Source organism: Arthrobacter sp. 05L428, from assembly GCF_056397665.1.
The window spans coordinates 180305-201681 of record NZ_JBFTNW010000005.1 but is presented as its reverse complement, the minus strand read 5'-3'; the positions used below and the strand labels follow the sequence as shown (position 1 = coordinate 201681).

The following is a 21377-nucleotide window of genomic DNA, read 5'->3' as shown; positions in this document are numbered from 1 at the left end:
GCTGCAGATTCCATGCGCAACACACCTCCCCGAAATCCATCGACGATTGGCCTACAGAGTAAGTCCGGGGGCCGGGGCGAGTCCATAGTCCACGGCAAACTTGGGCCCGCAAAGCCCGGAAATCCAGGGTCAGCGCACGTCGTTCGGGTAGCTCACTCCCAGCTGGGCGCGGACGCCGTCGAACAGCCGCATGGTGTTGAGGGAGTCCTCCAAGGGCATCACCGGACTCTCGGTGAGGCCCTGCTGGATGCATCGGGTGACCTCGCGGAGTTCGTAGCTGTAGCCGCGCCCCACAACGCTGAACTGTTCGGTGCGAGGCTCCTCGAAGCCGACCCGCACGACGAGTTCCGTAGGGTTGTTGACCGAGCTCAGGCTCTGCAGGAACCCCTGGCTCCCGGCCACCGTGGCGGCGCGCGGCCCATGGGCCAGAAGCGAGGAGGTCAGCTGCGCCTGGGCCCCGTGGTGATAGCCCAGGGTCAGCGCGTTTTGGGCGTCCACGCCGTCGTCGTTGATCCAGCCGGTGGCACTGACCGTCTGCGGGAAACCCAGCGTGCCCAGCGCCCACAGCAGCGGATAGATGGTGATGTCCAGCAGGGCTCCGCCGCCGTCCCTGGGAGCCCACAGCCGGGAGGTGGGGGAGTAGGGGGCCGGGAAGCCCAGGTCCGCGCCGACCCACTTGACCTCGCCGATCTCACCCGAAGCAGCGATCTCGAAGGCCCGCTGCATGCTGGGCAGGAACCGGCTCCACATTGCTTCCATCAGGAACAGGCCCTTGTCCCGCGCCAGCTCCACGAGCTCGGCCGCCTCCCGGGCGTTGACGGTAAGGGCCTTCTCGCACAACACATGCTTGCCGGCCCGCAGGGCCGCCAATGCGATTTCGTGGTGGTGGGCGTGCGGCGTGGCGACATAGACGACGTCGACGGCGTCATTGGCCAGCAGCCGGTCGTAGCCGGCCACGCCGTCGTGGTCCCCGTAAGCGCGGGCAAAGCCATAGTCGGCCGCGAACGCGTCGGCCGCTGCCTGGCTGCGCGAGCTCACCGCGTAGAGCTCCGCGTCCGGGAGGAGTTCGAGGTCCCTGGTGACGGCGGCGGCGATCCCGCCGGTGGCGACCACACCCCACCGCAGCCGGGCGCCGGTGGCCGTCCGCGGGTCCTGGTCGGGTTGGTTGGACAGCCACGGCTTCGCGATAGGGGCAGACATGCTGCCATCTTCTCACCCGGCTGCGGGAGGGGCGGGTGTTTGGCGGCGCGAGCTGCGGGAGGGGCGCGGTTTTGGGGTACAAAAAGGCCCCGGCCCTCCCGCAGTGAACTGGTCACTGCGGGAGAACCGGGGCCCGGTTTTAGAGCGTCAGACTACTTGGTGATCGGTCCGAGTACCGGATCGTCGACGTAAGCGGTCTTAACGTTTTCCTTGGTCACGATGACCGGCTCCAGCAGGTAGGCCGGGACGGTCTTGACCTTGTTGTTGTAGGACTTGTCATCGTTGATCTCAGGCGTCTTGCCGGCCTGGATGTCCTTGACCATGGTGATCGCGTGCTCGACGAGCTTGCGGGTGTCCTTGTTGATGGTGGAGTACTGCTCACCGGCCATGATGGACTTCACGGACTCAACTTCGGAGTCCTGCCCGGTGACGACCGGCAACGGCTTGCCTGCGGCCTTGACCGAGGTCAGGATGGCGCGGGCCAGCGTGTCGTTCGGGGACAGCACGCCGTCCACGGAGGCGCTGCCGTAGGTGCCGGCGAGCAGGGTGTCCATACGGCGCTGGGCGTTCTCAGCCTTCCAGCCCTGGGTGACGGCCTGTTCGAAGGTCTTCTGGCCCGACTTGACCACCAGGGTGCCGTCGTCGATCTTCGGCTGGAGCACCTTCATGGCGCCGTCGAAGAAGACCTTCGCGTTGGCGTCGTCGGGGGATCCGGCGAACAGTTCGATGTTGTACGGGCCCGAGGGCTTCTTGGCCTTCATGCCGTCCAGCAGGGCCTGGCCCTGCAGCTCGCCAACCTTGAAGTTGTCGTATGCCACGTAGTAGTCCACGTTGGGGGTGTTCAGGAGCAGACGGTCGTACGCGATGATGGTGGCGCCGGCGTCCTTGGCCTGCTTGAGCTGGGTACCCAGCTGGGCGCCGTCGATGGCACCCACGATGATGACCTTGGCACCCTTGGTGACCATGGCGCTGATCTGGTTCTGCTGTTCCGAGACGCCGCCGTTGGCGAACTGCACATCTGCCTTGAAACCGGCACCCTTGAGGCCGTCGTTGAACAGCTTCTCCGCCAGCACCCAGTTTTCACTGGTCTTCTGGGGGAGTGCGACGCCGATCGAGGAGTCCTTGGGGAACGCCTCGGCGCCGCTGCTCGCGCCACCGGACGTTCCGCTGTCGGAACGGCCGCAGGCTGTCAGCGCCAGTGCCGCAATAGCAGCGATCGCTGCTGCCTTTCCTGCTTTACCAATCATTTGCATTGCTTGGTTCACTTTCTATAGATGGTGTTCGGAGAATCAGGGGTATCGGGGCCAAGAAACCGGTCAGGCTTCCTTGGCAATGACCTCTTTGGTGGAGGTGGTTTCGTCGGGCTTGATCTCGTTGCCGCGGCCGAAGTTCTTCATCATCATGCCGATGATCGACCGCTTGCCCTGGGACTTGTTGTAGACGTCGAAGGCGACGGCGATCAGGAGCACGAGGCCCTTGATGATCTGGGTGAGGTCGGCGCCGACGCCGAGCAGCTGCAGGCCGTTGTTCAGCACGGCCATCACGAGGCCACCGACGATCGAGCCGATCACGGTGCCGACGCCGCCGGTGACCGCGGCGCCGCCGATGAAGACGGCAGCGATCGCGTCAAGTTCCCAGCCGACGCCGTCGAACGGGCCCGAGGCGGTGGAGCGGCCGACGAAGATCATGCCGGCGAGGCCGGCCAGGATGGACATGTTCATCATGACCAGGAAGTTGATCTTCTTGGACTGCACGCCGGACAGCTCGGCCGCGTGCCGGTTGCCGCCGACGGCGTAGACGTGGCGGCCCACGATGGTCTTGGAGGAGATGAAGCCATAGACCAGGACCAGTACGGCGAGGATCAGGCCAGGGATCGGGAACGAGGTGCCCGGACGGCCGGTCGCGAACAGGTACGTGGCGTAGAGGATGGCGCCGCAGATCAGGACGAGCTTGGTGACGGTCACCCAGGCTTCGGGAACCTCGGCGCCCAGGGCCTTGGCCTTCCGGCGGGAGCGGATCTCGCTGACGATGACGAATGCCACACCGGCCAGCCCCAGCAGCAGGGTCAGGTTGTTGTAGCCGGTGACCGGCCCGAATTCAGGCAGGTAGCCGGAACCGATGTACTGGAAGTCGGCGGGGACGGGGATGGTGTTGGACTTGCCGACGAACTGGTTGAAGCCGCGGAAGAGCAGCATGCCGGCCAGGGTGACGATGAAGGCCGGGATGCCGACATAGGCGGTCCAGAAGCCCTGCCAGGCGCCGATCAGGACGCCGAGCAGCAAGCCGAACAGGATGCCGAGGTACCACGGGATGCCCCAGTCCTGGATCATCAGGGCGACGCTGACGCCGACGAATGCCGCGACCGACCCTACGGAGAGGTCGATGTGGCCGGCGATGATCACCAGCACCATGCCGATCGCGAGGATCAGGATGTAGGAGTTGCCGTTGAAGAGGTTGATCACGTTGCCCGGGGTGAGGGTGTTTCCCCCGGTGGCGATCTGGAAGAAGACGATCAGTGCAACCAGGGCGAAGATCATGCCGAATTGGCGGGTATTGCCGCCAAAGAGCTTCTTGAGCGCGTTCATTTTGTCAGTCCTTGTTGTCCGGAATGTTCTGGATGGTCCAGAGGGTCAGGCAGTCTTGCGGGCGGAAGTCATGAGTTTCATGAGGCTTTCCTGGCTGGCTTCCTCTTTGTTCAGCACGCCGGTGATGGCGCCTTCGAAGATGGTGTAGATGCGGTCGGAGAGCCCCAACAGTTCAGGAAGCTCCGAGGAGATCACGATGACGCCCTTGCCCTGGTTGGCCAGTTGCTGGATGATCCCGTAAATCTCGTACTTGGCGCCGACGTCGATCCCCCGGGTCGGCTCGTCCAGGATCAGCAGGTCCGGGTCGGTGAACATCCACTTCGCCAGCACCACCTTCTGCTGGTTGCCGCCGGACAACTTGGCGACGCCTTCCTCCACGGACGGCGTCTTGGTGCGCAGCGACTTGCGATACTGCTCGGCGACGGTGAATTCCTTGTCGGCGTCGACGACGTTGTGCTTGCTGATCTTCTTCAGCGCCGCCGAAACCGTGGTGGCCTTGATGTCGTCCAGCAGGTTCAGCCCGAGGGACTTGCGGTCCTCCGTGACGTAGCCGAGGCCCGCGTCGATCGCCTGCTTGACGGTCTTGAGGTGCAGTTCCTTGCCGTCCTTGTAGACCTGGCCGGAGATGAAGCGGCCGTAGGAGCGGCCGAAGAGGGAGCGGGCGAGTTCGGTGCGCCCGGCGCCCATCAGGCCGGCGAAGCCGACGATCTCGCCGCGGCGCACGAAGAAGTTGGAGTTCTTGCAGACCAGGCGGTCCTGGATCTGCGGGTGCCCCACGTTCCAGTTTTTGACCTCGAAGAACGTCTCGCCGATTTTGGGTTCGTGCTCCGGGAACCGGGATTCCAGGGTCCGGCCCACCATGCCCTTGATGATGCGGTCCTCGTCGACGCCGTCAGCCTTGACGTCGAGGGTCTCGATCGACTTGCCGTCGCGGATGATCGTGATGGAGTCGGCGATCTGCTCGATCTCGTTGAGCTTGTGCGAAATGATGATCGAGGTGATGCCCCGGCCCTTCAGGCCCAGGATCAGATCCAGCAGGTGCTGGGAGTCCGATTCGTTCAGGGCCGCGGTGGGCTCGTCGAGGATGAGGAGCTTGACCTTCTTGTTCAGCGCCTTGGCGATCTCGACCAGCTGCTGCTTGCCGACGCCGATTTCCTTGACCGGGGTGTCCGGGTCCTCGCGGAGCCCGACCCGGGCGAGCAGTTCGGTGGAGCGGATCCGTGCCTCGGCCCAGTCGATCACCCCGCGCCTGGTCGGCTCGTTGCCCAGGAAGATGTTCTCCATGATGGACAGCTCCGGGATGAGGGCCAGTTCCTGGTGGATGATCACGATGCCGGCGTGCTCGCTGGCCCGGATGTCCTTGAACTGCTGGACTTCGCTCTGGTAGACGATGTCGCCGGTGTAGCTGCCGTAGGGGTAAACGCCCGAGAGCACCTTCATGAGGGTGGATTTTCCGGCGCCGTTTTCGCCGCAGATGGCGTGGATTTCGCCGGCCTTCACCCGCAGGTTCACCTCGGCCAATGCTTTAACGCCGGGGAACTCTTTGGTGATGGAGCGCATCTCGAGAATTATCGGATCGCTGTGCGTGTTGAGGGACGTCATCTGCCCTTACGCCTCCAATGCATGACTTCGTTGTCCGCCCCTGCAAACCGCAGGGCCGTCTGATGGAAAAGTAAACTGGATCACGCCGTTGTCGTCAAGTCTTTAACGCAACGGCTAGGTAACGGCTGCTTTAGTTTCGCCGTATTCCGGCATGTTGGAAGACCAGCGCGGTGGCGCCAAGGGCCTCGGCACGGTCGCCAAGCGAGGACATCGTCAGGGTGGTGGTTTCACCGATGACGGGGACCGCGTGGCGCACCAGGCCGCGCCGGATCGGGTCCAGCAGCAGTTCGCCGAGCCCCGCCAGCGGGCCTCCCACCACGATCACCTCCGGGTTGATGAGGTTCGCGACGTTGCCCAGCGCGCGGCCGACGGCGAGCCCGGCGTCGTCCACCACCCGGAGCGTTGCCGAGTCCCGGGCGCGTGCCTTGCGCACGATGTCCTCCGGGGTCAGCGGTGCGTCCTCGCCCCGGCCCAGCAGCTCGATCATGGTGGTGGTGGAGGCGATGGTTTCCAGGCAGCCGCGGTTCCCGCAGCGGCAGACGAGGCCGTGCTCGTGGATGGTGGCATGGCCGATTTCGCCGGTGATCCCGACGTTCCCGTAGTACGGCATTCCGTTCAGGATCAGCCCGGCGCCGATGCCCGAGCCGATCTTCAGGAAGAGCAGGTTGCTGATGCCGGTGTGCGGGCCCCACGTCACCTCGGAGAGCGCGCCCAGATTCGCGTCGTTGTCGACGAATACCGGCAGATCCAGCGCTTCCTCAAGGCGTTTGAGGATGTTGATGCCCACCCACTCGGGCAGGATGGCGCCCTGCGCCACAGTGCCGGTACGGCGGTCGATAGGGCCCGGGATGCCGACGCCGGCCCCCACCAGGGCGCTGCGTTCCACGCCGCTATTGGCCAGCAGCCGGTCGAGCACCCCGACGGCGGCGGTGATGCCCTCCTCGGCGTGGTGGCCCAGTGGCAACAGGACCGATTCCTCCGCCACCACGTGGTAGCTGAGCGAGGCCAGGACCACCCGCAGGTGGCGGCGGCCGAAGTCGATGCCGACGGCGACGGCACCGTTGCTGTTGAGCCGGACGTTCAGGGCGCGGCGCCCGGAGCTGGTGATTGGTTCGGTGGACGCCAGCCCCGCGTCCTGCATGATCTTGACGATGTTGGAGACCGTGGCGGTGGAGAGTCCGGTCTGCCGGGCCAGTTCCGCCTGGGTGGAGGGGCCGGCCAGTAGGCATTCAATGATCCGCTGCTGGTTCAGATGTCGAAGCGCGGACTGCGACCCGGGGTTTTTAGTGCGGCTCCTCGTTGAGCGCGTTGGTGAGGGCATGCAATGAAGAGTGCCGCATCCGGGGCTTGTAGTCAAGAAGTTAACGCATGGAGTGCGGCGTAACGGGATTCCGGCGGCGCCGCGGGGTGCCACCCGGCCTGCGCCCCGCCGCAGGGACGTTCCGCCCTGACCGCCCTCCGACCGGGCGGATTTGCACCAGCCCGGCCTTTCCGGGCCGAGGCTAGGCTGGAATAGAGTCCGCGGCAGGCCTGCGGAAAGTCCGGAGAATCTCGAGGTGGTAATGGTGCTGCTGGCCCTGATGCAAGCGAACTCGGCCGTGCTCGACGTGGCGGCGAACGTGGCGGCGGTCGAGGAGGCTGCGCGTGCAGCATCCGCCGAGGGCGCGCAGCTGCTGCTGACGCCGGAACTCTTTCCGGTCGGGTACGCGCCGATCCGGCTGCGTGCGGCCTTTGATCCTGCCACGCTGCCGGCGCTCCGCGCGGCCCTGGCCGGGGTGGCCCGGCGGCACCGGATCGCGCTGGTGTACAGCCTGCCCGCCGTGACGCCGGCAGGGGAGTGGCGGATCTCCGCCACCCTGGTGGATGAGTCCGGCGAGGAGTTGCTCCGCTACGAAAAGGTGCACTTGTTCGGCCCCGATGAACGGGAAGCGTTTGCTGCCGCCCGCGAGGCCCCGGATGTCGTGGAGTTCCACGGGTTCAAGACCTCGCTGGTCATTTGCTACGACATCGAGTTTCCCGAGTCCGCCCGCGCCGCCGCCCTGCGCGGCGCCGAACTGCTGCTGGTGCCCACGGCCCTCGCCGGCGGATTCGACGCCGTGCCGGAGGTGCTGGTCCGGGCCCGGGCGCTGGAGAACCAGCTGACCGTGGCCTACGCCAACCACACCGGCGTGGAGGCGGGCTGCGAGTTCCGGGGCGGCAGCATCGTCGCCGGCCCGGACGGTTCCGTCCTGGCCGCGGCCGGACCCGGCGTGGAGCTGCTGTTCGCCGACGTCGGTGTGCCGGCGGACGCCGCCGAGGACGCCGCGGAGCACGGTGCCGACGCCGCGGTGGCCTATCTGCGCGATCGCCGCCCGGAGCTCTACCGCGCCTGGGGGATCTGAGCGGCGGACGTCCGTCCGGCGAACGTTGAGGCTGCCGGGGAGTCGGTAGCGGCGGCCGCGAAGACAGCCGGGACGGTGGCGCCGGCCCCGGCGTCGGCCAGCTCCGGGCCGCCCAGGTACTGCAGCGCGACCCAGAGCTCCGCGCGGGCCTGGGCCTGGTTGAGATCCAGGCCCAGCAGGTCAGCAATGACGCCGAGGTGCCGGCGGACGCTGTTACGGTGCAGTCCCGTGGCCTTCGCGGTGGCGTCCCAGCTGCCGTTCTCGCCAATCCACGCGCGCAGGATGCCGAGCAGGCTGTCGCGGCGCTCCGGTTCGAGGGCGAGTACGGGTGCCAGCAGGCGCCCGGCCAGCAGGGTGCCGGCCTCGGGGCCGAGCAGGCCCGTCACGGACCAGGTGACGTCGTCCTCCCGCACGCTCCGGCGGCCGGTGAGGACCTGGTTTCGCAGCGAGGTGGCGCGCTGGTGGGCGCCGGCCAGGCCCTCGAAGTCGGTGCCCCCGCCGATCACCAGGCGCCAGCCGAGACGTTCCACCTCGGCGAGCAGCGCGTCGTCGACCCTGAGCCGGGTAATGGCGGCAAAGCCGTAGTCGGTGAGCTCCACGAGTTTGGTGTCGAAGAGCCGGCGCCATTCGAGCAGCTCCCGCACCGGGGCTTCGCCTGTGCGGCGCGGACCGTCCGCCGGCCGGGCGCCCCCGGCGGCGGCGCCGACCCGGACTCCCTGGACGACGCGCAACTGCCCGGACCGGGTGGAGGAAATGCTCTGCGCCAGCAGGTCCTTCAAGCCGGTGACGTGCCGTGCCGTTCCGGAGGCCACGGTCTCCGGATGCAACAGCAACGCCGTGGCCAGCTGGCTCGGGGCCAGGGAACCGCTTGTGCGCTGGCGGACCAGCAGTTCCAGCAGCCCGACGGCGGTGGAGACGACACTGTTCTGGGCCGGGGTCAGCGGTGCGTCCGTGCCGAGGACAAGCGCGCCGAGGTTGGCGTCCCGGGTGCTGCGCAACGGATACCCGAAGACCAGCGAGGAGCCTGCGGCGTCGAATGAATCCATTTCCACCCGGGGACCGCTGCCGGCGAGCAGCCGGGTCAGCAACGGCTGCAAAGCGGCGGAATCGACTCCCGCTGCGGCGCCGGCGCCGGCTTGGAGCCCGGCGGAACCGGCCGCGCCGCGGGCCCGGACTCGTCCGTCCGCGCCGAACAACACGGCCCAGACCGGGACGCGCTGCACGAGGGCCGCGAGGAGTTCATGTTCGGGACGCGCAGACAGGACCGCGCGCATCAGTTGCCGGTTGGTGTCGGCCAGTTGGCGGAAAGTCTTGGCGTTGTCGGATTCGAGGAGCCGGGAGAATTCGAGTCCCAGGGCGGCGAAGGGGAGGCTGCCCGGGATGGACACCAGGGTCAGCCCGTGCCGCCGGCAGGCCGCGACCACAGCGTCCGGCACGGCCTCGAAATAAGGTTCCAAGCCGAAGCCGAGCGCCCCGACCCGGGCCCGGACCAGGCGCTGCACGTAGGCATCCACCGCCGCCTCGCTGCCGCCGACGCCCTCGAAGGGAAGGCCGGCGGTAAGCAGGAACTCGCCGTCGAGCAGGTAGGGGGTCGGGTCGGCCAGCTCGCTCGGCTCGACCCAGCGTAAGCGCTCGTCCCCGTTGCCGGCGTCGTGCAGGACCTCCAGCGCCGGGAGCTGGCGCAGGAACTGCGCCAGCGTGACGAAGCCGAAGCGCTCGGCGTCCTCAGCAGCCACGGCCGGGGCCTTTCCGGCGGCGGCCCGGCGCGCCGTGTCCCGGTGCAATATGTCTCATGACTGAAGACTATAGGTCATTTTGCACAACGGTGAGAGGTGGCTCACAGCCCTAGGGTTGGTCTGGGGAAACCGACCACTACTGAAGATAAGGACGTCAACGATGACTGTGCCAACTCTGCTCGGGGAACGCCCACCGGCCGCCGCCAGCCGCCCCGGGCTCGCCGCCCAGCTCCTGCGCCGCAAGCCGATCGGACAACTGGTCCGCGAGGCCGAAACCGGGCACGGCGGCACGCGGCTGGTCCGCAGCTTCGGTGTGTTGCAGCTGACCATGATCAGCGTCGGCGCCACACTCGGCACGGGCATCCTGGTGATCCTGGGCGAATCGGTCCCGCTGGCCGGCCCGGCCATCTGGATCTCCTTTGCCATCGCCGGCTTGGCGGCCTTGCTCTCGGCCGTGTCGTACGCGGAGATGGCCGGCCTGGTGCCCGCCGCCGGGTCAAGCTACTCCTACACGTACGCCACGATGGGCGAGGGCATGGCCTGGATCTGCGGCTGGTGCCTGGTGCTCGAATACGCTGTCTCCGTGGCCGCCGTCGCGGTCGGTGCGGGCCAGTACGTCAACGAGGCCCTGGCTGTCTTCGGCCTGACGCTTCCGGACACTGTTTCGCAGCCGCCGGGAGCAGGCGGCGTGCTGAACCTGCCCGCGATCGTCATAGTCGTCCTGGCCATGGTGCTCCTGGTCCGCGGCGCCAAGGAAAGCGCCTGGATCAACACCGCGATCGTCCTGGTCAAGGTCGGCATCCTGCTGTTCTTCTGCGCCGTGGCCTTCACCGCCTTCAACGGCGGGCACTTCGAACCCCTGATGCCAATGGGCGCCGCCGGAGTCTCGGCCGCTGCCTCCCGGGTCTTCTTCTCCTACATCGGCTTCGACGCCGCCTCCACGGCGGGCGAGGAAGCCCGCGATCCCAAGCGCGACCTTCCGCGGGCCATCCTGCTCTCCATGCTGATCGTCACCAGCATCTACGTGCTGGTGGCCGTCGCCGCGATCGGCGCCCGGCCCTGGGGCTGGTTCGACGGCACCGAAGCGGCGCTCGTGAAAATCCTGGAGGAAATCACCGGCCAGCCGTGGGTCGGTGTGCTGTTCGCCGTCGGCGCCGTGCTCGCCATCGCCAGCATCGTGCTGACCGTCCTCTACGGACAGACCCGGATCCTGCTGTCCATGTCCCGCGACGGCCTCGTTCCCAAGGTCTTCGGCCGGGTCTCGGCCCGGACCGGGACCCCGGTTGCCGGAACCCTGATCGTGGGCACCGCCGTCGCGCTGACCGCCGGCCTGGTGCCGCTCGGCGCCCTCGCGGATGCCACCAGCATCGGCACCCTCTTCGCGTTCGCGCTGGTCAACGTGGCCGTCATCCACCTGCGGCGCAGCCGGCCGGAACTCACCCGCAGTTTCCGCGTCCCGCTCTTTCCGCTGACACCGGTCCTCGGCGCCATCATGTGCGCCTACCTGATGGCCAACCTCGGTGCCGAGACCTGGGCGGTCTTCGCTGCCTGGATGCTCGTGGGCCTTGCCGCCTACTTCGGCTACGGCCGGAAGAATTCCAGGGTGGCAGCCCTGAGCCACGAGGAATACCGTGAACTATCCGGCCGCCAACCCGCAAACACCACCCCAACCCAGGAAGTGAAGGCAGAGATCTCATGACCACCGCCACCGAACTGCCGCCGCCCGGTCCGGCTTCCACCCCGGCTCATGTCCCGGCCGGGGACGGAGCGCCCGCGGCGCCCATCACCATGCTGAATCCGGATTTCCCGTTCAGCTACGACCACTACCTGGCCCACCCGGACGGCTTGGGCTCCGTGCCGCCCGAACTGTACGGGACCGAAGTCGCCGTCGTCGGGGCCGGCCTGTCCGGGTTGGTGACCGCCTACGAGCTGATGAAGCTGGGCCTGCGGCCGGTGGTCTATGAGGCCGACCGGATCGGCGGCCGGCTGAGGACGGCCAGTTTCCCGTCCGCCCCCGGCGTCGTGGCGGACCTCGGCGGCATGCGTTTCCCGGTCTCGGGCAAGGCTTTCTACCACTACGTCGACCTCCTCGGCCTGCAGACCCAGGAGTTCCCGAATCCGCTGGCGCCGGCGACCTCCAGCACCGTGATCGAGCTCGCGGGCCAGAAGTACTACGCCGAGACCGCCGCGGACCTGCCGCCGTTCTTCCTTGAGGTGGCGGACGCCTGGAAGGCGGCCGTGAACGACGGCGCCGCGTTCGCCGACATGCAGGAGGCCATCCGGGCCCGGGACACGGCCCGAATCAAGGAGCTGTGGAACGCGCTGCTCCCCGAACTGGACGAGCAGACGTTCTACGGCTTCATCGCCGGCAGCGACGCCTTCAAGCAGGCCGGCTTCGCCCACCGCGAGGCGTTCGGCCAGGTGGGCTTCGGCACCGGCGGCTGGGACACCGACTTCCCCAACTCCATCCTCGAAATCCTTCGGGTGGTCTACACCGACGCCGATGATCAGCACCGGCTCATCGCCGGCGGCGCGCAGCGGCTCCCCGAGGCGCTGTGGGAGCACGCGCCGTCGGGCATGGCCCACTGGCCGGACGGCACCTCCCTGGCTTCCCTGCACGCCGGCGCCCCGCGGGGCGCCGTGGACCGCATCGCGCGGGACGGCGACGGGGACTTCCGGGTCCGGGAACGCTGGGGACGCGAGGCGGCGTACCCGGCGGTGGTGACCACGTGCCAGTCGTGGCTGCTGTCGACGCGCATCCACACGGACGAGTCCCTGTTTCCGGCGCAGCTGTGGACCGCGATCGAGCGCTCGCACTACATGCAGTCCTCCAAGACCTTCGTCATGGTCGACCGGCCGTTCTGGAAGGACATCGACGCGGAGAGCGGCCGTGAGGTCCTGTCCATGACGCTGACCGACCGGCTGAACCGGGCCACGTACCTGCTGGACAACGGCCCGGACCAGCCGGCCGTGATCCTGCTGTCCTACACCTGGAACGACGACGCGCTGAAGTGGCTGGCACTCGATGCCGAAGAACGCGTGAAGCTCATGCTGCACTCGCTCGAGCAGATCTACCCGGGCGTCGACATTGCCAGCCACATCGTTGGCCAGCCGATCACCGTCTCATGGGAGGCCGACCCCAACTTCATGGGCGCGTTCAAAGCCAACCTGCCGGGGCACTACCGCTACCAGCAGCGGCTCTTCACCCACTTCAAGCAGGATGCCCTGGCCGCCGAACAGCGCGGCATCTTCCTCGCCGGCGACGACATTTCCTTCACCGCCGGCTGGGCGGAGGGTGCCGTCACCACCGGTTTGAACGCGGTCTGGGGCGTGGTCAACCATCTCGGCGGCCGGAGCGCCCCGGGGAACCCGGGACCGGGAGAGCTGCTCTCCGAACTGGGCCCGATCGCCCTGGACTGAACGGACTGGACGGAGTGGGTCCGGACTGAACGGACTGAACGGCCCGGGTCCAGCCCCCGCGCTGGCACCCGGGCGGTCAGGCGTGCAGTTCGCGGTGGGCGCGGGCTAGCTCCTGGTAGTGGGCGGCGTTGTGCTTGACGCCCTCGAACTCCTCATCGCTCAGTTCGCGGCGGACCTTCGCCGGCACCCCTGCGACGAGTGACCGGGGCGGCACCACGGTGCCTTCCAGGACCACCGCGCCGGCGGCCACGAGCGAGCCGGCGCCGATCACCGCGCCGTTCAGGATGGTGGCGCTCATGCCGATCAGGCAGTCGTCCTCGACCGTGCAGCCGTGCACCACGGCGCTGTGGCCGACACTGACCCGGGCGCCAATGGTGCAGGGGAAGTCCGGGTCCGCGTGCAGCACGACGTTGTCCTGCAGGTTGGTGCCGGCACCCACGGTGATCGCGGCGGTGTCGGCCCGGACCGAGACGCCGTAGAAGGCGCTGGAGTTCTCTGCCAGCGTGGCCCTGCCAATCACCGAGGCGCTCGGGGCAACGAAGGCGGATTCGTGGACGGCCGGGGTGTCACCGGCGAAAGCGTAAACGGGACTCATGCCTCCAGCCTAGGACACCGGCCTCTTGCGGGCAGGGCGGCGCTGAGTAGTATCGGGGCCATTCCAACGCACACCCCTGGAGGTGGCCGAGATGTTCCTGCAGTTGATGAAACGTTTGGAAGGCGCCGATGTGCTCGACCCGGCCGTCCGGGCCGCGGAGCCGCTGGCCTCCCGCCTGATCGCCGACGCCCGGCTCCGGCGCTTCTTCCGCGGCGACGCCACCGGCATCCCGCCGCACGTGATCCTCACCGATGTACCCTTCGGGGCGTGGTTCATGGCGATCTTCCTGGACCTCTTTCCGGACGAGGGCAGCCGACGCGCCGCCCGCCGGCTGGTGGGCCTCGGCCTCCTCGCAGCGGCGCCGACCGGACTCAGCGGCTGGGCGGAATGGGCGCGGGCCGACCCAGCCACGCGGCGCGTCGGCGTCGTCCATGCCGCCTCCAACCTCGCTGCGACGCTGCTCTTCCTGGCGTCTTGGCGCGCGCGGCGCAAGGACCGCCACCGGCTGGGCGTGCGCCTGGCACGGGTGGGCGCCGTCCTGCTGGTTGCGGGCGGCTTCCTGGGCGGCTACATGCGCAGCGTCCGACGCCCCTGACAGACAGACGCTCCCGCGGATCCGGCGGAAATCGGCGGAACGCTCCCGCCACACGTGCGGGAGCGTGTGCTGGAGACGCCGGGGGCGCTGCTCAGGCGGGGGAGCGGAGGACCGTGAAGCCGCGTCCGAGGCCGGGGTGCCCGGGTTCGGGCACGACGACGGCGACCGGCGCCCCGGGTTCCGCCACCCGCCGCAGCTCACGGACGACGTCGTCCCACTCCGACGGCGGCGATCCCGCCAGCGCGTCCACCGCCCAGACGGCGGGGAAGGCTGCATCGGCAAAGGGCAGCGCACGGCCGGTCGCGACGGAGGCGGAGAGCCCCCTGGCCCGGGCGGCATGGATGTTCTCCTCGGAGGCGTCCACGCCGGTGAAGTGGATCCCGGCGCGGACAAAGAGCAGCCCGTCCGCGCCGGAGCCGCAGTCCAGGCCCAGCACGCCGCGCCGGCCCTCGGCCTTGAGGAGGGCGAGAAAACCGGAGAGATTGTCCTGCCGCGTTGATGCCATGGCTCCAGTTAAGGGCGGAGCCGGAGTGAAGACAAGCCCTGGCTGAACGCCCTTAGCTGGACGGCCTTAGCTGAAAACAACGGTCCGGTTGCCGTCCAGCAGCACCCGGTGCTCGGCGTGCCACTGGACGGCCTGGGCGAGCGTGCGGCCCTCGACGTCGCGGCCCATCTGGACAAACTGCTCGGCGGTGCGCCGGTGGTCCACCCGGATGACTTCCTGCTCGATGATCGGCCCCTCGTCCAGGGCTGCGGTGACGTAGTGAGCCGTGGCGCCAATAAGCTTCACGCCGCGGGCATGGGCCTGGTGGTACGGCTTGGCGCCCTTGAAGGACGGCAGGAAGGAATGGTGGATGTTGATGGCCTTGCCGGTGAGCTCCGTGCACAGCTCGTCGGAGAGGATCTGCATGTACCGGGCCAGCACCGTGAGCTCGATGTCGTGCTCGGCCATGAGCTTCCGCAGCGCGTCCTCGGCCTCGACCTTGGTCTCGCGGGTGACGGGGATGTGGTGGAACGGGATGCCGTAGAACTCGGCCAGGCCCGCGAGATCCCGGTGGTTTGAGACGATAGCCGGGATCTCGATCGGCAGGGTGCCGGAACGCTGCAGGAACAGCAGGTCATTGAGGCAGTGCGCCGAGGTGCTCGCCATCAGCAGGGTACGGACCTTCCGCCCGGCCGGGTTAAGGCTCCATTGCATGCCGAAGGCCTGGGCCACCGGTTCAAGCGCGGCGTGCAACTCGGCCGGCGCGGCCGCCGTCGTCGCCTCGACCCGCATGAAGAACGTTCCGGTGCCCTGGCTGCCGTACTGCTGCGAGTCCGTAATATTGCAGCCGGCCACGAGGAGGGCGCCGGCCACGGCGTGCACGATCCCGGGGCGGTCCGGGCAGGAGAGGGTCAGAACGTAGGAGGCAGTCAGCTGGTCTTCAGTCACGAAAGACAGCCTACCCGCGGCTGGGATAGTCTGGACCCGTCGCAACTGGCGTTGGGTGGCTAACCACCAGGGAGCGGCACGCACGCAGACCACGGATCGTACGCCTGGGCCGAGGGTCATGTTTTTCCGGACGGCAGCCACGCTGCCGTCCCGCCGACGGCATCCCCTCAGGGTGCTGCGCCTGCAGTATGGGCCCCGTTTCGGGTGCCCGTAATTTAGCGGCGCCGCGGCGGGCCAGCCGATAACCTGACCTTAAAGCAGTGACCGTTGCCAAGCCAGGAGTTCTTCGTGACTACTTCCCTTAGCCTTTCCTCAGCAGCCGTGAGCAACCAGCCGCTCGCTGAACTCGACCCCGAAATTGCCGCCGTCCTGGCCCAGGAGCTCGGCCGCCAGCGCGGCACCCTGGAAATGATCGCCTCCGAGAACTTCGCGCCGCGCGCCGTGATGGAGGCACAGGGTTCCGTCCTGACCAACAAGTACGCCGAGGGCTACCCGGGACGCCGCTACTACGGCGGCTGCGAGTACGTCGACATCGCCGAGCAGCTCGCGATCGACCGCGTCAAGGAGCTTTTCGGCGCCGAGTTCGCCAACGTCCAGCCGCACTCCGGTGCGCAGGCCAACGCCGCAGCGCTCTCCGCCATGATCACCCCGGGAGATAAGATCCTGGGCCTCTCGCTGGCCCACGGCGGCCACCTCACCCACGGAATGAAGCTGAACTTCTCCGGCAAACTGTACGAGGTCGCCGCCTACCAGGTCGAGGAAGACAACTTCCGGATCGACATGGACAAGCTCCGCGCGCAGGCCATCGCCGAGAAGCCCAAGGTCATTATCGCCGGCTGGTCGGCCTACCCCCGCCACCTCGACTTCGCGGCCTTCCGCTCGATCGCCGACGAGGTCGGCGCGCTGCTCTGGACCGACATGGCGCACTTCGCCGGCCTGGTGGCCGCGGGACTGCACCCGAGCCCGGTCCCGCACTCCGACGTCGTCACCTCCACCGTGCACAAGACCCTCGCCGGTCCCCGCTCCGGCGTGATCCTGGCCAAGCAGGAGTGGGCGAAGAAGATCAACTCCAACGTCTTCCCCGGCCAGCAGGGCGGACCGCTGATGCACGTCATCGCCGCGAAGGCCGTCGCCTTCAAGATCGCCGGCACGGAAGAATTCAAGGAGCGCCAGGAGCGTGTGCTGGAGGGCGCCCGGATCATCGCCGACCGCCTGAACCAGTCCGATCTCTCCGACGCCGGAGTCTCCGTGCTGACCGGAGGCACCGACGTGCACCTGGTCCTCGTGGACCTGCGCAACTCCCAGCTGGACGGACAGCAGGCTGAGGACCTCCTGCACTCGGTCGGCATCACGGTCAACCGAAACGCCGTTCCCTTCGACCCGCGCCCGCCGATGGTCACCTCGGGCCTGCGCATCGGCACTCCGGCCCTGGCCACCCGAGGCTTCGGCGCCAAGGAATTCACCGAGGTCGCGGAGATCATCGCCACCGCGCTCAAGGCGGGTTCCGCGACCGACGTCGAAGCGCTCCAAACCCGCGTGGACAAGCTTGCCGAGGACTTCCCGCTGTACCCGCAGCACGAGCAGTGGTGATCCGATGACCGCCACTGACTCTGTCCCCGCAGGCTCCGCACCGACGCAGGCGAACACCGCCCGGGTCCTGGACGGCAAGGCGACCGCGGCCGCGATCAAGGCCGAGCTTACCGAACGCGTCGCCGCGCTGAAGACGCATGGGATCGTTCCGGGCCTCGGCACCATCCTGGTCGGCTCCGACCCGGGCAGCACCTGGTACGTGGGCGGCAAACACAAGGACTGCGCCGAGGTGGGGATCACCTCGATCCGCCGCGACCTGCCGGAAGAGACCAGCCAGGAGGAGCTGCTGGCCGTGGTGCGGGAGCTCAATGAGAACCCGGAATGCACGGGCTACATCGTCCAGCTGCCGCTGCCGGCGCACATTGACCAGGACGTCATCCTGGAGGCCATGGATCCGGAGAAAGACGCCGACGGCCTGCACCCGATGAATCTGGGCCGGCTCGTGGCTAACGTCAGCGGGCCCATGAAGTCCCCGCTGCCCTGCACGCCCAAGGGCTGCGTGGAACTCCTGACCCGGCACGGCATCGACCTCAACGGCAAACGCGTCCTCGTGGTGGGCCGCGGTGTCACGATCGGCCGCCCGGTGGGCCTCCTGCTCACCCGCAAGGACGTCAACGCCACCGTCATCCTGGCCCACACCGGCACCGTGGACCTGCCCGCCGAACTCCGGCAGGCCGACGTCGTGATCGCTGCGGCCGGCCAGCCGCACATGATCAAGGCAGAGGACCTCAAGCCCGGCGCCATCGTGCTCGACGTCGGCGTCAGCCGCGTCGACGACGGCACCGGCAAGGCCGTGGTGACCGGGGATGTCGAGCCTGCCGCGGCCGACGTCGCCGCCTGGCTGTCGCCGAACCCCGGGGGAGTGGGGCCGATGACCCGCGCCATGCTGCTGGCCAACGTGGTGGAAACCGCGGAACGCCAGCTGGCAAGCGGGCCCGCCGCCTAGGCGTACTGAGCGCGCAGGGCGCCCCTCCTTCGGGAGCGGGCGCCCTGGCCGTTTAAGCCGGACATCACGGATTGGCAAACGTCTGGAATATTTTACGAAGAGACTCTTTCATAGTTTGCCGGGATCGACTACCGTGTTTCGGGTGTCTGAACTTGTCTCGAAAGAATCCCCTGTGAGCAGCCCCGAAGGATCGGGCTCTCCCCAGTACGTCATTACCGCCGAAAACCTCACCAAGAAGTACGGTGACATCACCGCCGTCGACGGCATCTCCTTCCGCGTGCCCGCCGGCGAAGCCTTCGGACTGCTCGGGCCCAACGGCGCCGGCAAGTCCACCACCATGAAGATGATCGGCGGAGTTTCGCAGCGCACCTCCGGCAGCCTCAGCATCATGGGCCTGGACCCGGAGCAGCACGGCCCCGAAGTCCGCGCCCACCTCGGCGTGGTGCCGCAGCAGGACAACCTGGATGAGGAACTGAAGGTCCGGGACAATCTGCTGGTCTACGGCCGCTACTTCGGCCTGCCGATGAGCTACCTCAAACCCAAGGCGGACGAACTGCTCGAGTTCGCGCAGCTGACGGACAAGGCCAAATCCAAGGTCGACGCGCTCTCCGGGGGCATGAAGCGCCGCCTCACGATCGCCCGTTCCCTGATCAACGAACCGCGGATCCTGCTCCTGGACGAGCCCACCACCGGGCTTGACCCGCAGGCCCGGCACATCCTCTGGGACCGGCTGTTCCGGCTCAAAGAGCAGGGCGTCACCCTGATCCTCACCACCCACTACATGGACGAGGCCGAGCAGCTCTGCGACCGCCTGATCGTGGTGGACAAGGGCAAAATCATGGCCGAAGGGTCCCCGGCGAGCCTGATCCGCGAATACTCCACCCGCGAAGTCCTGGAGCTGCGCTTCGGCTCCGAGCGCAACGCCACGGTCGGCTCCGAGCTCGAAGGCATCGGCGAACGGATCGAGACCCTGCCGGACCGCGTGCTCATTTACGCCCATGACGGCGAGGCCGCCCTGGAGCAGGTGTCCGCCCGGGGACTGCACCCGGTCACCTCGCTGGTCCGCCGTTCCTCGCTGGAAGACGTCTTCCTGCGCCTGACCGGCCGGAGCCTCGTTGACTAATTCAATTAACGCCGCGGCGGGGACGACGGCACCGCCCGCCCTGCGCGCTCATTCGCCGGCCGTCTCGGCAGCCCGCGCCCGCCGCTGGGGCGCCTTCTACTACGCCGAGCAGGTCCTGCGGGTCATGAAGGGCTACGGCTGGACCATCGTCATGTACGGCGTCGGCCAGCCGGTGGCCTACCTCTTCGCCATGGGCGTGGGCCTGGCCACGCTGGTGGACACGAACTCCACGGCGGCCTTCGGCGGCGTCAGCTACCTGGCCTTCATCGCGCCCGCCCTGCTAATTTCCGCCGCCGTGATGACCGCCGCCAACGAGTTCACCTTCCCGGTGTTGGACGGCTTCAAATGGCGCCGGGTCTACTACGGTCCGCACGCCTCGCCGCTGACCCCGGAGCAGATCGCGGCCGGGCAGATCATTGCCGTCACGGTGCGGTTCGTGCTGCAGTCCGCCATCTACTTCGGCGTCGTCGCACTCTTCGGTGCGTCCCCGGGCGCCTGGGGCTGGGTCTCGATCCTGGTGGCCACGCTGGCCGGGCTGTCCTTCGGTCTGCCGCTGATGGCCTACGCGGCCACCATCAAGAACGACAGGGGCCAGTTCGCCATGGTCATGCGCTTCATTGTGATGCCGCTGTTCCTTTTCTCCGGGACCTTCTTCCCGCTGGACACCCTGCCCCTGGCGGTCCGCTGGATCGGCTGGATCTCGCCGATCTGGCACGGCACCGAACTGGGCCGCGTCTTCAGCTACGGCTATCAGGAAGCGCCGCTGCTCACCGTGGTCCACGTCGTCTTCCTGCTCGGCCTCGCCGTTCTCGGCTGGGTCCTGACCCGGCGCCAGTTCGCCAAAAGGATGGCATCATGAGCGTGCTCGCCGGACACCGCGATCCGGGAAACCAGGCGGGCGGCCAGAGCGTCACCGAGGCCGCCCGCAACCGCCGCTTCGGGCCGCTTTACTCGCGCAACGTGCGCGCCGTCGTCGCCCGCGGGCTGATGGCCACCAAGAGCAGCAACTGGATGGTCATGGTCTCCGGATTCTTCGAACCGGTGCTGTACCTGATCTCGATGGGCGTGGGGCTGGGCGCGATCGTCGGCGCGGTTCAGGGTCCCGGCGGGCAGCAGATCTCGTACGCGGCCTACATCGCCCCGGCCCTGCTGGCGGTCTCGGCGATGAACGGCGCCGTCTACGACTCCACCTGGAACGTTTTCTTCAAGATGAACTTCGCGAAGCTGTACCAGGGCATGCTCTACACCTCCCTGGGACCGATCGACGTCGCGATGGGCGAAATTTTCCTCGCCCTGCTCCGCGGACTCATGTACGCCACCGGCTTCACCGCCGTGATGGGCGTGATGGGCCTGATCACCACGCCGTGGGCCATCCTGATGATCCCGGCGTCGGTGCTGATCGCGTTCGGTTTCGCGAGCTTCGGCATGGGCATCACCAGCTTCATGAAGACCTTCCAGCAGATGGACTGGATCAACTTCGTGATGCTGCCGATGTTCCTCTTCAGCGCCACCTTCTACCCGTTGAGCGTGTACCCGCAGTGGATCCAGTGGCTGATCCAGGCGATGCCGCTGTGGCACGGGGTGGAGCTGCTGCGCCAGATCAGCGTCGGCGTGTTCACCCCCGCCACCGCGGTGCACATCGGCTACTACCTCGCCATGATCGTGCTCGGCGTGGCGTTGACCACCGGCCGGCTCCGCAAACTGTTCCTGAAGTGACACAACCGGTCGTCACAGGCCCGGCGCAAAGGAGAACCCCATGATCGGCAAATGGCACGCCCTCGTCATCGACTGCGAGCAGCCGGACACGGCCGCGACCTTCTACCAGCAGCTGCTCGGCATGGTCCGGGTGGACGAGGATGCGGACTGGATCACGATCGGCGACGCGGCCGACCGCCCCGCGCTCGCTTTCCAGCGGGTCCAGCGGCTGGTCCGGCCGCAGTGGCCGGACGCGGACCACCCGCAGCAGATGCACGTGGACGTGATGGTGGGGGACCTCGACGCCGCGGAGGACGAGGTGCTGAAGCTCGGCGCCACGAACCTGTTCGCCGGCGGAGAGTCCTTCCGGGTCTACTCGGACCCCAGCGGGCACCCGTTTTGCCTGGTGCTGTCCTGACGGCGAAGTGACGGCGTAGTTCCCCCGCGCCGTTCGCCCGGGGTGGAAGCGCAACCCCG

19 protein-coding genes and 1 riboswitch are annotated in these 21377 nt (G+C 67.8%); of the genes, 10 read left to right on the top strand and 9 right to left on the bottom strand.

Going from position 1 to position 21377, the window contains the following annotated elements; all coding sequences use genetic code 11:
* Nucleotides 1-129 precede the first annotated feature (129 nt).
* The 5 genes from AC1DH3_RS11770 to AC1DH3_RS11750 all read right to left on the bottom strand — a co-directional run bounded on the left by AC1DH3_RS11770 (nucleotide 130) and on the right by AC1DH3_RS11750 (nucleotide 6708).
* Nucleotides 130-1200 (bottom strand): Gfo/Idh/MocA family protein, encoded by a 1071-nt coding sequence (locus AC1DH3_RS11770; protein ID WP_476909373.1) that lies wholly within the window; start codon nucleotides 1198-1200, stop codon nucleotides 130-132.
* 152 nt (nucleotides 1201-1352) lie between these two features.
* Nucleotides 1353-2453 (bottom strand): substrate-binding domain-containing protein, encoded by a 1101-nt coding sequence (locus AC1DH3_RS11765; protein WP_441418539.1) that lies wholly within the window; start codon nucleotides 2451-2453, stop codon nucleotides 1353-1355.
* Between the two features lie 63 nt (nucleotides 2454-2516).
* Complete coding sequence (gene mmsB / locus AC1DH3_RS11760) at nucleotides 2517-3785, bottom strand: multiple monosaccharide ABC transporter permease (RefSeq protein WP_441418538.1); 1269 nt, start codon at nucleotides 3783-3785, stop codon at nucleotides 2517-2519.
* 45 nt (nucleotides 3786-3830) lie between these two features.
* Nucleotides 3831-5387: a multiple monosaccharide ABC transporter ATP-binding protein gene (gene mmsA, locus AC1DH3_RS11755; RefSeq protein ID WP_175323572.1), complete on the bottom strand. Its 1557-nt coding sequence runs from the start codon at nucleotides 5385-5387 to the stop codon at nucleotides 3831-3833.
* A 130-nt stretch (nucleotides 5388-5517) separates the two neighbouring features.
* Complete coding sequence (locus AC1DH3_RS11750; protein WP_441418537.1) at nucleotides 5518-6708, bottom strand: ROK family transcriptional regulator; 1191 nt, start codon at nucleotides 6706-6708, stop codon at nucleotides 5518-5520.
* Between the two features lie 241 nt (nucleotides 6709-6949).
* Between AC1DH3_RS11750 and AC1DH3_RS11745 the strand changes: the two genes are divergently transcribed.
* A complete protein-coding gene (locus tag AC1DH3_RS11745) occupies nucleotides 6950-7768 on the top strand; it encodes a nitrilase-related carbon-nitrogen hydrolase (protein ID WP_441418574.1) in 819 nt (272 codons plus the stop codon).
* On the opposite strand, the gene AC1DH3_RS11740 is transcribed toward AC1DH3_RS11745, so the two are convergent.
* A complete protein-coding gene (locus AC1DH3_RS11740; protein WP_441418536.1) occupies nucleotides 7747-9504 on the bottom strand; it encodes a PucR family transcriptional regulator in 1758 nt (585 codons plus the stop codon). The genes AC1DH3_RS11745 and AC1DH3_RS11740 overlap by 22 nt on opposite strands.
* Nucleotides 9505-9664: 160 nt before the next feature.
* On the opposite strand from AC1DH3_RS11740, the gene AC1DH3_RS11735 reads away from it, so the two are divergent.
* The gene (locus AC1DH3_RS11735) at nucleotides 9665-11203 is read left to right on the top strand and encodes an amino acid permease (RefSeq protein WP_441418535.1); all 1539 of its coding nucleotides are present in this window, start codon (nucleotides 9665-9667) and stop codon (nucleotides 11201-11203) included.
* On the top strand, nucleotides 11200-12924 hold the full coding sequence (locus AC1DH3_RS11730; protein WP_441418534.1) for a flavin monoamine oxidase family protein: 1725 nt from the start codon (nucleotides 11200-11202) through the stop codon (nucleotides 12922-12924). The genes AC1DH3_RS11735 and AC1DH3_RS11730 overlap by 4 nt, the downstream gene beginning before the upstream one ends.
* A gap of 76 nt (nucleotides 12925-13000) precedes the next feature.
* Here the strand turns inward: AC1DH3_RS11730 and AC1DH3_RS11725 are convergent, their stop codons facing one another.
* Complete coding sequence (locus AC1DH3_RS11725) at nucleotides 13001-13519, bottom strand: gamma carbonic anhydrase family protein (RefSeq protein WP_441418533.1); 519 nt, start codon at nucleotides 13517-13519, stop codon at nucleotides 13001-13003.
* A gap of 106 nt (nucleotides 13520-13625) precedes the next feature.
* Between AC1DH3_RS11725 and AC1DH3_RS11720 the strand changes: the two genes are divergently transcribed.
* Nucleotides 13626-14114 carry a DUF2231 domain-containing protein gene (locus AC1DH3_RS11720; RefSeq protein ID WP_441418532.1) on the top strand — a complete coding sequence of 163 codons (489 nt, stop codon included), beginning with the start codon at nucleotides 13626-13628 and terminating at the stop codon, nucleotides 14112-14114.
* Nucleotides 14115-14205: 91 nt separating this feature from the next.
* Here the strand turns inward: AC1DH3_RS11720 and AC1DH3_RS11715 are convergent, their stop codons facing one another.
* Nucleotides 14206-14619 (bottom strand): class I SAM-dependent methyltransferase, encoded by a 414-nt coding sequence (locus tag AC1DH3_RS11715; protein ID WP_441418531.1) that lies wholly within the window; start codon nucleotides 14617-14619, stop codon nucleotides 14206-14208.
* Between the two features lie 66 nt (nucleotides 14620-14685).
* Nucleotides 14686-15546, bottom strand: coding sequence for a formyltetrahydrofolate deformylase (gene purU / locus AC1DH3_RS11710; RefSeq protein ID WP_441418530.1), 861 nt, complete (start codon nucleotides 15544-15546; stop codon nucleotides 14686-14688).
* A gap of 31 nt (nucleotides 15547-15577) precedes the next feature.
* Nucleotides 15578-15663: riboswitch (ZMP/ZTP riboswitch) on the top strand.
* Between the two features lie 171 nt (nucleotides 15664-15834).
* On the opposite strand from purU, the gene glyA reads away from it, so the two are divergent.
* From glyA to AC1DH3_RS11680, 6 genes are all read left to right on the top strand, one after another.
* Nucleotides 15835-17136: a serine hydroxymethyltransferase gene (gene glyA / locus AC1DH3_RS11705; RefSeq protein WP_441418529.1), complete on the top strand. Its 1302-nt coding sequence runs from the start codon at nucleotides 15835-15837 to the stop codon at nucleotides 17134-17136.
* A gap of 4 nt (nucleotides 17137-17140) precedes the next feature.
* Nucleotides 17141-18082, top strand: a complete 942-nt coding sequence (locus AC1DH3_RS11700; protein ID WP_441418528.1) for a bifunctional methylenetetrahydrofolate dehydrogenase/methenyltetrahydrofolate cyclohydrolase — start codon at nucleotides 17141-17143, stop codon at nucleotides 18080-18082.
* A 172-nt stretch (nucleotides 18083-18254) separates the two neighbouring features.
* A complete protein-coding gene (locus AC1DH3_RS11695) occupies nucleotides 18255-19205 on the top strand; it encodes an ABC transporter ATP-binding protein (RefSeq protein WP_441418527.1) in 951 nt (316 codons plus the stop codon).
* Entirely contained in the window at nucleotides 19198-20064 is an 867-nt protein-coding gene (locus AC1DH3_RS11690) for an ABC transporter permease (protein WP_441418526.1), read from the top strand. Before AC1DH3_RS11695 ends, AC1DH3_RS11690 begins: the two co-directional genes overlap by 8 nt.
* On the top strand, nucleotides 20061-20921 hold the full coding sequence (locus AC1DH3_RS11685) for an ABC transporter permease (protein WP_441418525.1): 861 nt from the start codon (nucleotides 20061-20063) through the stop codon (nucleotides 20919-20921). The genes AC1DH3_RS11690 and AC1DH3_RS11685 overlap by 4 nt, the downstream gene beginning before the upstream one ends.
* Nucleotides 20922-20961: 40 nt before the next feature.
* Nucleotides 20962-21318 carry a VOC family protein gene (locus tag AC1DH3_RS11680; protein ID WP_441418524.1) on the top strand — a complete coding sequence of 119 codons (357 nt, stop codon included), beginning with the start codon at nucleotides 20962-20964 and terminating at the stop codon, nucleotides 21316-21318.
* The last annotated feature ends 59 nt before the right edge of the window (nucleotides 21319-21377 follow it).